General features: G+C 35.4%; 14 protein-coding genes. 2 read left to right on the forward strand and 12 right to left on the reverse strand.

Translation table 11 applies throughout. The features are described from left to right. The first annotated feature begins 269 nt into the window (after nt 1–269). Entirely contained in the window at nt 270–2,459 is a 2,190-nt protein-coding gene (gene nrdD, locus ID741_RS00730) for an anaerobic ribonucleoside-triphosphate reductase (protein WP_438720429.1), read from the forward strand. Between the two features lie 60 nt (nt 2,460–2,519). Beyond that, nucleotides 2,520–3,122: an anaerobic ribonucleoside-triphosphate reductase activating protein gene (nrdG, locus tag ID741_RS00735; protein WP_438718746.1), complete on the forward strand. Its 603-nt coding sequence runs from the start codon at nt 2,520–2,522 to the stop codon at nt 3,120–3,122. Here nrdG and dinB read toward each other — a convergent pair. From dinB to ID741_RS00795, 12 genes are all read right to left on the reverse strand, one after another. After that, nucleotides 3,119–4,246, reverse strand: a complete 1,128-nt coding sequence (gene dinB / locus ID741_RS00740) for a DNA polymerase IV (RefSeq protein WP_218324379.1) — start codon at nt 4,244–4,246, stop codon at nt 3,119–3,121. The genes nrdG and dinB overlap by 4 nt on opposite strands. An 86-nt stretch (nt 4,247–4,332) precedes the next feature. Next, entirely contained in the window at nt 4,333–4,860 is a 528-nt protein-coding gene (locus ID741_RS00745; RefSeq protein WP_438718747.1) for a type II toxin-antitoxin system Phd/YefM family antitoxin, read from the reverse strand. Between the two features lie 48 nt (nt 4,861–4,908). Beyond that, the gene (locus ID741_RS00750; RefSeq protein WP_438718748.1) at nt 4,909–5,970 is read right to left on the reverse strand and encodes a DeoR family transcriptional regulator; all 1,062 of its coding nucleotides are present in this window, start codon (nt 5,968–5,970) and stop codon (nt 4,909–4,911) included. Nucleotides 5,971–6,078: 108 nt separating this feature from the next. Then, a complete protein-coding gene (locus ID741_RS00755; protein ID WP_438718749.1) occupies nt 6,079–8,253 on the reverse strand; it encodes a heavy metal translocating P-type ATPase in 2,175 nt (724 codons plus the stop codon). Then, complete coding sequence (copZ, locus tag ID741_RS00760) at nt 8,254–8,463, reverse strand: copper chaperone CopZ (protein WP_218324375.1); 210 nt, start codon at nt 8,461–8,463, stop codon at nt 8,254–8,256. A gap of 25 nt (nt 8,464–8,488) precedes the next feature. Then, on the reverse strand, nt 8,489–8,932 hold the full coding sequence (locus ID741_RS00765) for a CopY/TcrY family copper transport repressor (RefSeq protein WP_438718750.1): 444 nt from the start codon (nt 8,930–8,932) through the stop codon (nt 8,489–8,491). Nucleotides 8,933–9,043: 111 nt separating this feature from the next. After that, nucleotides 9,044–9,367 carry a hypothetical protein gene (locus ID741_RS00770; RefSeq protein WP_218324373.1) on the reverse strand — a complete coding sequence of 108 codons (324 nt, stop codon included), beginning with the start codon at nt 9,365–9,367 and terminating at the stop codon, nt 9,044–9,046. Continuing rightward, nucleotides 9,364–9,570 (reverse strand): helix-turn-helix transcriptional regulator, encoded by a 207-nt coding sequence (locus ID741_RS00775; protein ID WP_218324372.1) that lies wholly within the window; start codon nt 9,568–9,570, stop codon nt 9,364–9,366. Before ID741_RS00775 ends, ID741_RS00770 begins: the two co-directional genes overlap by 4 nt. 163 nt (nt 9,571–9,733) lie before the next feature. After that, nucleotides 9,734–11,446 (reverse strand): PTS lactose transporter subunit IIBC, encoded by a 1,713-nt coding sequence (locus tag ID741_RS00780; RefSeq protein WP_438718751.1) that lies wholly within the window; start codon nt 11,444–11,446, stop codon nt 9,734–9,736. A gap of 23 nt (nt 11,447–11,469) precedes the next feature. Beyond that, a complete protein-coding gene (locus ID741_RS00785) occupies nt 11,470–11,787 on the reverse strand; it encodes a PTS lactose/cellobiose transporter subunit IIA (RefSeq protein ID WP_438718752.1) in 318 nt (105 codons plus the stop codon). A gap of 17 nt (nt 11,788–11,804) precedes the next feature. Next, nucleotides 11,805–13,214: a 6-phospho-beta-galactosidase gene (lacG, locus tag ID741_RS00790; RefSeq protein ID WP_218324369.1), complete on the reverse strand. Its 1,410-nt coding sequence runs from the start codon at nt 13,212–13,214 to the stop codon at nt 11,805–11,807. Nucleotides 13,215–13,276: 62 nt separating this feature from the next. Continuing rightward, nucleotides 13,277–14,110, reverse strand: coding sequence for a PRD domain-containing protein (locus ID741_RS00795; protein WP_438718753.1), 834 nt, complete (start codon nt 14,108–14,110; stop codon nt 13,277–13,279). Between the last annotated feature and the right edge of the window lie 280 nt (nt 14,111–14,390).

Below are 14,390 nucleotides of genomic sequence, written 5' to 3' on the forward strand. Positions count from 1 at the left end.
TTTATCCTTTAAATTTTTTCTTTATCGTATCACAGAATGGCATTAGTGGAATCTTTTTCGAATTTTAAAATAAAGATAGCAATAATTAATTAATCTTTCAAAAAAGCCTATGACTATCAGTTTTCATTGATTTTACAAGGAAATGCAAACACAATATATAGTGTTTTATTTGGTACAATTAAAATATACACCACTATATCTAGTTGAATCTTTCTGAAGATTATTATAAGATATATTATGAATTATTTAGAAACGGAGTGGTTGGTATGATGGAAATTCGCAACAATGATACTTTTGTCGCAACTTTTCAATCTTCTTTGGGAGAGATGAAAGTCATCAAACGCGATGGTCGCCAAACAATATTTGATGACCAAAAAATTTATGACGCATTAATTAAAGCACAGGCAAAAATTCAAGGGAGTCTTGATCCTTTATCTCATGTAAAAATTCAATCAATTGTTGAAAAAGTAGATGCAGAAATCGCCCAACGTTTTAATCGGGATATCAAAATTTATGAAATTCAAAATATTGTGGAGCACGTCTTGTTGGAAAACAATCAATATGACTTGGCGCAAGAATATATTAATTACCGCACCAATCGTGATTTCCAACGAAGTCAAGCCACTGATATTAACTTTACAATCAGCAAACTAATCAATAAAGATCAAACTGTCGTTAATGAAAATGCCAATAAAGACAGCGATGTTTTTAATACCCAACGAGATTTAACAGCTGGGATTGTCGGCAAATCAATCGGCTTAAAAATGTTGCCACCTCATGTTGCTAATGCCCATCAAAAAGGCGATATTCATTACCATGACTTAGACTATCATCCGTATACACCGATGACTAACTGCTGCTTGATTGACTTTAAAGGGATGTTAAATGACGGCTTTAAGATTGGGAATGCCGAAGTAGAAAGTCCAAAATCAATCCAGACAGCAACAGCGCAAATTTCGCAAATTATCGCTAACGTAGCTTCTAGTCAATACGGCGGTTGTTCTGCTGATCGCACCGATGAATTACTAGCACCGTTTGCTGAATTAAATTATCAAAAACATTTAAAAGATGCGGAAGAATGGATTGAAACACCTAGTCGTCGTGAAGAATATGCCAAAGCAAAAACTAAAAAAGACATTTACGATGCGATGCAAAGTCTAGAATATGAAATCAATACTTTATTTACTTCTAATGGTCAAACACCTTTCACTTCGTTAGGTTTTGGTCTAGGAACTTCTTGGTTTGAAAAAGAAATTCAAAAAGCCATTTTGCAAATTCGAATTGAAGGCTTAGGTAGTGAAAAGCGCACAGCTATTTTTCCTAAACTAATCTTTACTTTAAGAGACGGTGTCAATTTAAAACCGACAGATCCAAATTATGAAGTTAAAGAATTAGCATTAGAATGTGCCGCTAAACGGATGTATCCAGATATTTTAAATTACGATAAGATCGTTGAATTAACAGGCAGTTTTAAAGTACCAATGGGTTGTCGTTCTTTCCTACAAGGCTGGAAAGATGAAAGTGGCGAAGAAATTAATGTTGGGCGTATGAATTTAGGTGTTGTCACCTTGAACTTACCACGAATTGCCATGGAAGCTGGCGGCGATCAAGATAAGTTCTGGTCTTTATTAGAAGAACGCTTAGCTACAGTCAAAGATGCGATGGTTTTCCGTGTAGATCGGTGTAAAGAAGCAAGTCCAGCTAACGCGCCAATTCTTTATCAATACGGTGCTTTTGGTAAACGACTAAACCGCAATGAATCAGTTGATGAATTATTTAAAAATAAACGCGCAACTATTTCATTAGGGTATATCGGCTTATACGAAGCAGCTTCGGCTTTCTTTGGCGGTGAATGGGAAAATAATTCAGAAGCCAAAAAATTCACTTTGGATATCTTAAAAAATCTGAAATTGCATGCAGATGCTTGGGGTAACGAATATGGCTATCATTTTAGTGTTTATTCAACACCAAGTGAAAGTTTAACTGATCGTTTCTGTCGTTTAGATACCGAACGCTTTGGCGTTGTTGAAAATATTACCGATAAAGAATATTACACTAATAGCTTCCATTATGATGTACGGAAAAATCCAACACCATTTGAAAAGCTAGATTTTGAAAAAGATTATCCAAAATATTGTTCTGGTGGCTTCATTCATTATTGCGAATATCCCGTACTACAACAAAATCCAAAAGCATTAGAAGCAGTTTGGGATTATGCGTACGATAAAATTGGTTATTTAGGTACCAACACACCGATTGATCATTGCTATGAATGTGGATTTGAAGGAGATTTTACGCCAACTAAACGAGGATTTGAATGTCCATCATGCGGCAATCACGATCCTAAAACAGTCGATGTCGTGAAAAGAACTTGCGGCTACTTAGGAAATCCGCAAGCACGTCCAATGGTTCACGGCCGTCATCAAGAAATTGCCTCACGTGTCAAACATATGAAATAAATAAAAGACTGTGGGAGAAGCCAAATTTTCCCGCAGTTTTTTCAAGATAAGAGGGAAAATATGCGAAATCCAAAACCAAAAGAATGGCTAGCATCAGATTTAAGCCAAAATTATATTGCTGATTACAAATCATTCAATTTTGTCGATGGTGAAGGTGTCAGAAACAGTTTATACCTTTCTGGTTGTCCATTTGCTTGTGAAGGTTGTTTTAATGTTGCGGCGCAAAACTTTCGTTACGGCAAACCTTATACAAAAGAATTAGAGGATCAAATTATTGCAGATACGAGTCATGATTATGTGCAAGGAATTACTTTATTAGGCGGCGAACCTTTTTTGAATACTCAGGTGGCTTTGTCTTTAGTTAATCGGATGAAAGAAGAGTTCGGGGATGGTAAAGACATCTGGTCTTGGAGCGGCTATACCTTTGAAGAATTATTGCTAGACAGCGATGATAAATTAGAACTGCTAAATAAAATTGACGTTTTAGTTGATGGTCGTTTTATGGAAGATCAAAAGAATCTCATGCTCCAATTTCGTGGCAGTAGCAATCAACGGATTATTGACGTTAAAAAATCTTTAGCTGAAGGAAAAGTTGTTTTATGGGAAAAGCTGCATGATTCTAAAAAAGCTTTTGAACAAATCAAAAAGAGCGAGTTGATTTAATTCAACCGCTCTTTTTCTTGCCATAAAGGCAACACAATATTCTCATAGGCAATTGGATCGAGATTGGTGACTGTCACACCTAGTAAGCGAATCTGTTTTTCGATTCCACCGACCTCTTCCCAAATAATTCGTGCTTGAGAAAAAATCTCTTCTTTTTTTTGCAGGTATTCTGGTAATGTTATTCGCTTCGTGACAGTAGTAAAATCAGCATAGCGGATTTTAACAACTACCGTTTTGCCATGGCGTTGGACACGCTTTAAGGCACCCTCAACTTTTTCAGAAAGTTGTCGCAACTGACTTAAGACTTCTTCTTCAGTAGATAAAGGTCGACCATATGTATGTTCTTTCCCAACTGATTTCCGCTCTCGCGTAATATTTACAGGTGAATCATGAATGCCACGAACTTTCCGATACAGGGAATAACCCATCTTACCAAATTGCTGAATCAAAAACATTTCACTTTTTTGATACAAGTCTTCCCCAGTAAAAATGCCTAACTCATTCATTTTAGGAACTGTTTTTTTTCCGACACCATGAAATTTTTCAATCGGTAATTTTTTTAGAAATACTTCGGCTTCTTCTGGTGAAATTACAGTCAATCCCCGTGGCTTTTGATAATCAGAAGCCAATTTGGCCAAAAATTTATTGTAGCTAACCCCTGCCGAACAAGTTAGTTGAACTTCCCGCCAAATATCTTTTTGGATGGATGTGGCAATTTTGATCGCTGAAGTTTGATCAATCTTATTGTTGGTGACATCTAAATAGGCTTCATCAATTGACATCGGTTCAATCACATCAGTATAACGTAAAAAAACTTCCCGCACTTGTTTTGATACCCGTGAATATTTTTCATGATCACCTGGTTTAAAAATAGCTTCTGGGCAAAGTTCATAAGCTTTTTGAGCACTCATGGCTGAATGAATGCCATATTGTCTGGCTTTATAATTGGCAGTGGTAACAACTCCTTTGCCACCGGTATCAGAGGGGTGACGGGCAATAACCAATGGGTGCTTAGCCAATTCAGGATCATCACGTTCTTCAACCGACGCAAAAAAAGCGTCCATGTCGATATGTATAATTTTTCTTGATGTATCTTTTTTTAAAGGAAAATATAATTCCGCCACCTTTATTCACCTCACCTCCATTATAACCGAACATTTGTTTGCTGGCAAAAAGCCAATTCTGAATCTACTATCTTCAGAATTGGCTTTTATCTTTCAATCAAATTTACTTGTCCAATGGTAATCATATCGCTGCTACGGTGACTCTCATATGCTTCACCAAAAATTTCAGCATAAATAACTTTATTATTTTCTCTTCGCCGTAATTGGTAAATAATCTTCCCGGTTTCGGACAGTTCTCTTAATAACTCCGTAACGCCACCAAATCCAGTTTTTTTCGTAATGAAACCAGCTTGGACCATCCACTCATCTAAATATTTAACAGATAAGTTGGCACCTTTAACTAGAACTTTTCGTAAAGCGATAGCTAACTCTTCTAATTCTTCTGGCACTTGGTTTTCTTTTTCAACAGGTTTATATTGTTTATCTCTTAATTCAGACAACTCTTCTAAAAGCTCTTCATATTGTTCTTGGGTTAACATGATCCCAGCTACTTTTTCCCGGTTAAAGACATAGACTCCGGTACCAGCTTTACGGGCTTGGCCAAAGACATCCATCGGTGATTTTTTTACGTCAGTGATTGAAGATGTCGGCACATCAAGTTTTTTCAATTCCATCTTGGTCCCCCCTAGTCTTTTTCATTATAGCATATTACTAAGCAGAACTTAGGTTGCTAAAAACTTAGCCTCAATTTCTTTCATCACTTCTTCTTGCCAAAAATGATTATGAAAGTCATCATTACTAAAAGTTGAATAGCGCTCAACATAAAATGAGCACAAATAAGCATCACGGACTGTTTTTTCCAATGTATAAGCCAAGTCAGTCACCGGACAATTATCTAGTACAACAACGAGTTCTTTCATTTTTTTACTAATTCGCCAAAGTTTAGGGCTGCTAGAAAAATCGGCCAGTTGATTGATAAAACCAATCGGAAATCCTTGAGAAAGATCCAATAATAATCGAAATAATTTTAATTGAAGACGTGCTTGTACCCGTGGATCATCTATCTTTAAATATTTAATCAGCATATAACTACATAATCGTGCATCACGATATAAGGTGCTTTCAACTTCTTGATGCTGTAAATAAAAGCTCAAAAATAAATCATAATATCTTTTCTGCTCTTCAAAATAAAGTAAATATGCAACGGTTTCCGGCATTAGACTACGGGCTAAAAATTGATTAAAATGATCTGGACTAGCTACAAAATACTCCCATCCCAAAGCGAAATCTAAATGACCAGCATCTATAAATTGGTAAAAACGAAACATCTTTTCTTCAATTACATGCTTTTGATTTCCCACTTCAAAATCCAGTAAATATTGCCAACGCAATTGAAATAAAACAGCATCATTACCAATTAGTCCTTCCTTAGTTAAAGAAAGATTGAGTTTCAACAATTTTTCATTTAAATGACGATAGGTACTTCTTTTATAAGGAATTGGGTGCTTCCACAAAAAATGACGAAAAACATTAAAGGCTTCACTTTCTTGCAACAAATCAAAATACACTTGATGATATGCTTCAGCATTTTCCCAAACAATGACCCCTTTAGTAAAAAAATGTCCCTTTGTCTTTTCTAATTCCGCTAAATCTCGACGAACCGTTTTAGTACTGACACCAATTTCCTCTGCAAATTGTTTAACCCGCATTGGTTGTTGCTTCAAGCAATTCAGCAGCTTAATTTTGCGATTAATCTTAGCCTCAGTCAGTTGCTCCCAGATCATTTTGATCACCTTCTCTCAAGTAAAATATAGCATTTAATTTTTAAAAAAAATAAAATTTTTTGAACTTCTAGATAAAAACAAACGCCTGAAATATTCAGACGTTTATCATTATATTTTTTTTCGATTTAAACTTAGTGAATTCAACAAGACACTGACTGAACTAAAAGCCATTGCCGCGCCAGCAATAATTGGATTTAAGAACCCAAATGCCGCGAATGGAATACCAATGACATTGTATAAAAATGCCCAGAAAAGATTCTGTTTGATTTTATTTAGAGTAACTTTTGATAATTTAATGCTTTTGCTAACAGACACCAAATCACTATTCATTAAAGTGATATCTGCCGTTTCCATAGCAATATCAGCACCTGATCCCATAGCGATCCCGATATCAGCTAAAGCCAACGCAGGTGCATCATTGATGCCGTCGCCTACCATACCAACAGTCTCACCTTTTTGTTGAAGCTCGCGAACCACATCAGCTTTATCTTCTGGTAAAACTTCTGCAATAATATCTTGTTCAGTTAGACCAACTTGCTCACCAATATAATGAGCAGTTTGCAAATTATCACCCGTTAACATTTTAACAGTCAAACCTTGATTTTGTAAATTTGAGATTGCTTGTTTAGAGCTATCCTTGATTTGATCTGTCACTGAAATTGAAGCCAATATATTTTTCTCATCTGACAAGAACATCACGGTCTTACCTTCAGCTTCCAATTGCGTCACTTCTGCCAAATTATCTATCATCAGTCCACGTTCTGTAACACTACGTTTAGAACCGACATAATAAATGTTACCATCTACTTTACCAGTCACACCACGACCAGTTAAACTTTCAAAATCAGTAACTGGTTTTAAGTTGGTCCGTTCTTTGCCATAATTTACAATTGCTTTAGCCAAAGGATGTTCAGAATAATTTTCAATACTAGTTAAAATAGTCAATGCTTCTTCATTTTCTGTGAAAAAATCAGCGACTACTGGTTTACCTGCAGTAATAGTACCGGTTTTATCTAGCACAACAGTTGTCAGATGCGCCGTTTTTTCTAACGCTCCGCCACCTTTAATTAAAATACCATTCTTCGCACCTAAACCAGTTCCCACCATAATTGCAGTTGGTGTGGCCAAGCCTAATGCACAAGGACAAGCAATCACTAAGACTGAAACACTGTGAACAATCGCGGTTTCCCAATTACCTAAAGCAAAACCTGTCACAACAAATGTAATTGCAGCAATCACTAAAACAGTTGGCACAAAAATCCCTGAGATTCGATCAGCAATTTGTTGAATCGGCGCTTTTTCACCTTGGGCGTCTTCCACCATCCGAATAATTCTTGATAAAACAGTCATACTGCCGACCTGTGTTGCTAGTAATTGAATACTGCCAGTCGTATTTAAGGTTCCGCCAAAAACTTGGTCATCGACACTTTTATCAACAGGTAAGCTTTCACCTGTTAACATACTTTCATCCAGTGTTGTTTGCCCACTTTTGATAACTCCATCTACTGGAATTTGTTCACCTGGCCGTACCAATAATAAATCACCTACCAAAACATTTTCGATTGGGATTTTTAATTCTTCTCCTTCTCGCATTACAGTGGCTGTTTTAACTTGTAAGGCCATCAACTGTTTAATGGCATCGCTAGTTTTAGTTTTGGCTTTTTGTTCTAAATATTTCCCTAATAAAATTAAGGTAATAATCATGCCACTACTTTCAAAATACAAATCACTATTATGAGGATTGAAAAAGCCATTATAGACACTTAAAGCATAAGCCGCTGTCGTTCCCATCGCAACCAATACATCCATATTAGGGGCATTCGTTTTAATGGCATGATAAGCACCTAAATAAAAACGACGACCAATCCAGAACTGAACTGGCGTAGCTAAGATTAACTGCACCACTGGACGATGCAGTAAATGTACCCAAGCAGCTTGAGAACCTAAAAGCATGGCAATCATCGCTGCCATTAAAGGTAAGGTCAAAATCCCACTAATGATTAAATCTCTTTTCATTTTTGCTAAGTAACGTTGTTTTTCTTCAACAATCTTTTGTTTATGAGCTTCATCAAATAAAATTGCTCCATAACCAATATTTTCCACCCGTTTAATTAAATCATCCGCCGTAAGTCCTTGCTCAAAAGATACTGTGGCTTTTTCAGTCGCTAAGTTAACATTGGCTTCCACCACACCATCAGTCGCTTTTAATTCTTTTTCTACCCGAGCAGAACAATTGGCACAAGTCATCCCGGTAATGGCAAAAGTCTCCACCGTTTGGCTCATTTAGATCACCTCTGTTTGATAACCTGCATCCGTTACTTTTGTAGCGATTTCAGCTGCGGTAACTTGTGCTTCGTCGAATTTTACAACACCATTATTTTTTTTCAAATTTATTTTTACTTTATCAATTCCTGGTAATTCGTTAACTGCATTTTCTACATTTTTCACACAATGTTGACAAGTCATACCTTCAATATTAAATGTTTGTTTCATGATAATCTCTCCTTATAATTTAAATTTAAGCACTGTGATGTTTACATTCACATTGTCCTGGAATACAATTGCAGGCAACTTCTGCTACCGTCTCTTTTTTATTTAAAGTAGCCATAATTTTCGCCACATCTGCCTCGGTCAGTTCAGCTTCGTCAACTAATTCCGCGATTGTATTACCAATTTGCTTTGCACAAATATGGGAAAATAAATTTTCAGTAGCGCTTTTAACAGTTTTACTTTCACTGATTTTTGGATAATAAATATATTTTTTTCCAGCTTGTTTGGTGTAAACAGCATCTTTTTTTACTAGACGTCCCAACAAGGTTTTAATGGTTGCCGGCTTCCAATCCATTGTCTCGCCAAGTATCTCACTAATTTCTTGAGCTGTAGTTTCTTGCTTGGTCCAAATCACACGCATTATTTCCCATTCGGAATCACTAATTTTTATTGGTTCAGCTGTAATCGTCATCGTGCTTCTCCTTTCGTTTACATATGTAATTACAAATTAAGTTTACAATTGTAATCATAATAAGTCAAGTTTTTTCTACAAAAAAAGTCTTTAGCTTTTTCTGCTAAAGACTTACATATGTTTATCGTAATATTTTATCCCTAAAGTTTCGACAAATTGCTCCAGACATATCAGAAAAAAGCCAAACATTAACACCCGACTTAACGAAAGCTGAACATTCCATTCTGGTTTATATAATAAAATTGTCGTTATTATTGCAATTAAAACCACTAAAACTTGATAATATTTTAAGCCAATTTGGTTAGCACGGTTGGAAATTGCTTGCCAGCGCTCATCATTTTTGTATTGTACTCTTTTTTTGGCTTGATAAAATCCCGAATAAAAAAAGAGACCCAAAATAATTACTTGAATAATAAAAATTATCACTTGACTCATTCAATCTCCTCCTCAGGATCAAAAACTTGATTAATATCTACCTCAAATGCCTTTGCCAACTTAAAAGCTAATTCTAACGATGGCGTATATTTATATTTTTCAATCGAAATCACCGCTTGTCGAGAAATACCAACTTTTTTTGCTAGTTCTTCTTGGGTCCAATTTTTTTTTGCCCGGAGAACTTTTAAATGATTTTTAATCAAAGTAATCACAACTTTCCATAAAGTAACGACTTGTTTACATTAATAATTGTAATCAGTTGTTTACATTTTGTCAATATAAGGTAAGCAATATTCTCTGTATAAAAAAATGGAGTAGATTTCTCTACTCCAAAAAATCTTTTATATTGTCTGTGGTTAAATCTATTTATTTAAGCTGATCCATGACAAATTTAATTGCTCCGGCAGGGTTACGTGTAAGTTTAATATATTCTGCTCCTTTTGTGGCAATTAGTTTGATACCTAACTTATCTGTGTCTTCTTTAATATCATCATAATAGGAATTTACTTGCGGTGCCAAGACTACCATATCAAAATTCGGCATAATATCATAATGAGAACCATAAGCTCCAGCCTTAGCAATGACATGGGCCCCTGTTTCTTTAGCTCCTTCTTCTAGAGCATTGGCTAACATTGCACTTGTCCCCGCACCTGCACATAAAACTAAAACTTTTAACTCCTTTTCATCAGCCATAGTTGCTACACTAGAATGCTCTTCAACAACCACTGTTTCATTATTATCTACAATTGCCGTTGCACTTTCTGGTGATAATTGAGGAACTATTCCTTCGATTTCCTCAATTTCTTCAACTCTTTCTGCCTCTTGCGCTACCAATACTTTATCGTATGCCTTACAAAACGGGTAGTAAATAGCAAAATCGACTAATAGTAAAACTACTGACAGCAAAATTGAAATTGGCTGAAAGCCCGTATTCATCACTGTTCCAATCGGTCCCGGAGTCGCCCAGGGCAAGACATACATAAAGCCATTCATGCCTAATACACTGATAAAAAATTTACCAATTAATACATTCGCTACCGGTGCAATACAGAAAGGAATAAAGAAATACGGATTCAAAATAATTGGTGCTGCAAATAATAGTGGTTCATTTACGGCAAACATCACGGGAATGATTGATGCTTTCCCGACCGTTTTTAATTGCTTAGATCGCATAAAAAGAATAAAGATAATCGGTACTATAAATGTTGCACCCGTCCCACCTAACTCACCAATGAAATTCCCAAAATTTTCAGTTAGCGCATGAGTTGGATGACCACCTTCTGTAAAAACTCTTAAATTGGCTTCCGTATTTCCATACAAGGCAGCAGATAATCCAGGTTTTACAACTGATGGTCCATGAACCCCAACAAACCAGAATAATGGAATTAAGAACCAAATAATAGATAAACCAAAATAACTTTCAGCTCCAGCAAATAATGGTGACAACAGTTTGGAAAAAACTTCTCCAAAAGGAACATTAAGTACGGCTCTCGCTGCAATATCAATCAACGCACAAGCTAAAACAGAAAAAGAAAAAGGAAAAACATCTCTAAAATTTTGTGCGATGCTGCCAGGTACTTCTTTTGGCATTTTAATTGTGATGTCACGAATCACACAAAATTTATACATATTTACAGTGATAAAAGCTGAAATAAACGCTGATAAAATCCCTTTTGTTCCCATATAATCAGCTGCAAAAGAACCATCAGCTTTAGTAATTGCTAATAAAAGAAAACCACAAGTCGCTGCTAACATAACTGATGTCTCGTTAATTATTTTTCCATCGGGCATTTTTCGATTTATACTACCCGCCAAACAGCGAGCAGTCGTTCCAGCCACTAACATACCAACAACACCCATCGTGTAATCATAGATTTTCCATAACCATTCTTCTACCCCGCTTGGAATGGTTACGCCAAAAATCGGTGGAATTGCTGCACACAAAATGAAAATACTCGAAAACAAAATAACTGGCATGGCTGCTAAAAAACCATCTTTGATTGCCATTAAGTAAATATTCTTCGACACTTTTTGAAACAGAGCTTGTCTTTTTTCAATTTGTTGAATAATTACATTCATTTTTTTACCTCCTTCAATCCTTTTCAGCGATATTTTTCTTGGTATAGCTCAATAAAATCCTGGACTAAATCTCTTAATAATAAGGTTGTCATCAAATGATCTTGGCCATGAATGAAGATAAAACCTAATTCTAAGTCATCACCGCTAGCTTCATTGGCAAGAACCTGCGTTTGAGCATTATGAGCTAATTTTAAGTTCTCATCTGCATCTTGGAGTTTACTTTCAACATTAGAAAAATCTCCACTACGAATTTCTTTTAATAGGCCAAGTAATGAACTACGAGCGTCACCTGAATAAGCAACGATTTCAAAACCGAGCATTTGTAAGTCATTTTTATTCATTTCAAATCCTCCTTGTCTTAAATAATCGTTTTTGTTTCACTGACAAATTTATACCAATAGGCAGATTCTTTCGGGTAGCGCTTTTGCGTTTCAAAATCGACATAAAATAGTCCGTAACGTTTGTTATAACCATTAACCCAAGAAAAGACATCCATCAGAGACCAAATGAAGTAACCTTTAACATTAACACCAGCATCAATCGCCTTAGAAATATAATTAAAATAGCCTCTTAGATAATCAATTCGGTCATCATCTAAAATAACGCCGTCGTCAAACTTATCTTTATAACCTAAGCCATTTTCCGTAATATAGATTTTTTTATAATTTGGATAATCCTCTTTAATCCTAACCAATAAATCAAAGATTCCTTCAGGATAAATCAGCCAGTCCCAATCCGTTCGTGGTAAATCTGTCCGCTGAATACGTTCACCAATCCCTTTAATACGATAGACTTGCGTGCCTTTCTCACCAGTTGTGTTATAGAACATTTGGCTTTCGTCATTATAAGCTTTCACCCAATGGCTGACATAATTGTTAATCCCAAGATAGTCATTACGATTGGCAGCTTTTTTCATTTCAACAAAATCATTTTCATCAATGGTAATACTTGTATCATTTGCTGCTAAAATTTCATTAATACATTTCATAGTATGCTCAGAATAATAGCCTAAATAAGTCGCATCCATTAAAAATTTCACCGATAACGCGTCATCTAATTCGGCTGCATGAATATCTTCTGGTGTATCTGAAGCTGGATATTTAGGTTCTAATGAGTGAACTACACCAATCTCACCTTCATAATCGCCTTCTTTGAAGATATTGACTGCTTGTGCGTGAGCGTACATCATGTTATGCAATGCTGTAACTGTTTTTTGTAGATCGAAACGAATTTCAGGAGGAAAAGCACCCGTCAAATATTGATTTGTTGCAGCTGGGTAAATTTCATTAAAAGTACTCCAATAATAGACTTCTTTAAATTCATCAAAGCAGAATTTTGCGTAGTTCACGAAATGTTTGATATTCTCACGATTTAAAAAATCTCCGTCATCAAATAATGCTTTAGGTGTATCAAAATGATGAATTGTGACAAATGGTGTGATTCCTTGTTTTTTACATTCTGCAAAAACTTGATGATAATAATCGACACCTTTTTGATTAACTTCACCATAACCATTTGGAAAAATCCGACTCCAAGCAATCGACATCCGTAAGCTATCAATTTTAAATTTTTTACATAGTTCAATATCAACTGGATATTGATTATAAAAATCACTCGCTGGCTCAGCTGTATAACGTCCTTTTTCTACTAAAAATGTATCCCAGGCTACTGGCCCTTTACCATCTTTATCAATGGCCCCTTCGACTTGATAAGCTGCCGTTGCTCCTCCCATTAAAAAGTCCTCAGGTAGTTTTCTTAATTCAGTCATGATTATTTCTCCTTTTCTCTTTCAATATTTTCAAATACATTTTTCGTGAATACTTGATTGTTTTATAACAGGCGTTGAATGTGGATTGTAAAATAAATTCGTTCATTTTCATTTAGCGTTTTCCCTAAATGATCTTCAATCAATCTATAAATACGATTGCCGATTTGATAGGCTTCAGGATAATCTTTCTTTAACGTTTCTTCAAAATTTAGTGAAAAAGATTCAGGATCAGCTACACCACTCATGATTCGTTCTAGAAAGTAATTTAAATGAATCATCAGTCGGTCATAATAATTTTGATTTTTACTCGTCCTACTGATTCCTGAAATCGACAACTCATTTTGGACTAATTCAATCATTTTTTTCTCAATTCGGTCATCAGTAGATACCGCAGTTGAAGTCCCTTTAGCATTAATAAAATGTAATGCAATGCGACTAACTTCTTCTTCAGGAAAATCAATAGCTAGTTTTTCCTTGATTAATAAGACAGCTGCCTGACCAATCTTAAATTCAATTGGATAATTGGTTTTGATATTCGGTAGAACGGTACTTTCATATGTGCCTTTACTTAAATTTTGATAACTCAAATAAATATGATCAGTTAAAGTAACATATATATATTCTTGAACTGGGTATTGATACTGACTAATGGCTCGTTCAATAATCTCATAAGAAGTCGTGATAAAGTCCAGCGGGATATCCTTCAACAAAGTCGAAAAGTTATTTTGTGATTCTTCATTTCTTAAGGTAAAAATTCTTTCGACAACTTTTTCGCTTATCAGATCACCTTTCTTTTTTTGATAAGTTATTCCGGCTCCCATGACGACTGCTTGCTGACTGGACACATCTCTGACAATTGCAACATTATTATTTAAAACTTTAACGATTCGATACATTTCTATCCTCCTTTCAAACAAAAAGAGACTGCAAACAGTAGACAATCTCATAATGAAATTCTAATCTACTATTCGCAGTCTCGCCTAATCAAGTTAGTAACGATCCACTAAATATTCTGTTTTCGTTGACACAATAATAGCATACGCTTACATAAAAGTAAACACAAAATTTATGAAAAACAAACAATTTCAAACTAAAATAAATATTAATCAACAATTCTAGTCTTCTTAAACGCCGTCTAATCACTCTTTCTATCCTATTATAGTTAGCTAAAAAAAA

The sequence above is a fragment of the Enterococcus sp. AZ103 genome, from assembly GCF_051714685.1.
Taxonomy (GTDB): Bacteria; Bacillota; Bacilli; order Lactobacillales; family Enterococcaceae; genus Enterococcus_A; species Enterococcus_A alishanensis.

Bases quoted from the DNA above. Each gene is read 5' to 3' on its own strand.
- ID741_RS00750 (WP_438718748.1), bottom strand. From the start codon at position 5,970: ATGATCTGGGAGCAACTGACTGAGGCTAAGATTAATCGCAAAATTAAG.
- ID741_RS00770 (WP_218324373.1), bottom strand. From the start codon at position 9,367: ATGAGTCAAGTGATAATTTTTATTATTCAAGTAATTATTTTGGGTCTC.
- lacG (WP_218324369.1), bottom strand. From the start codon at position 13,214: ATGACTGAATTAAGAAAACTACCTGAGGACTTTTTAATGGGAGGAGCA.
- nrdG (WP_438718746.1), top strand. From the start codon at position 2,520: ATGCGAAATCCAAAACCAAAAGAATGGCTAGCATCAGATTTAAGCCAA.
- copZ (WP_218324375.1), bottom strand. From the start codon at position 8,463: ATGAAACAAACATTTAATATTGAAGGTATGACTTGTCAACATTGTGTG.
- ID741_RS00765 (WP_438718750.1), bottom strand. From the start codon at position 8,932: ATGACGATTACAGCTGAACCAATAAAAATTAGTGATTCCGAATGGGAA.
- nrdD (WP_438720429.1), top strand. From the start codon at position 270: ATGGAAATTCGCAACAATGATACTTTTGTCGCAACTTTTCAATCTTCT.
- ID741_RS00745 (WP_438718747.1), bottom strand. From the start codon at position 4,860: ATGGAATTGAAAAAACTTGATGTGCCGACATCTTCAATCACTGACGTA.
- ID741_RS00755 (WP_438718749.1), bottom strand. From the start codon at position 8,253: ATGAGCCAAACGGTGGAGACTTTTGCCATTACCGGGATGACTTGTGCC.
- ID741_RS00795 (WP_438718753.1), bottom strand. From the start codon at position 14,110: ATGTATCGAATCGTTAAAGTTTTAAATAATAATGTTGCAATTGTCAGA.
- ID741_RS00780 (WP_438718751.1), bottom strand. From the start codon at position 11,446: ATGAATGTAATTATTCAACAAATTGAAAAAAGACAAGCTCTGTTTCAA.
- ID741_RS00785 (WP_438718752.1), bottom strand. From the start codon at position 11,787: ATGAATAAAAATGACTTACAAATGCTCGGTTTTGAAATCGTTGCTTAT.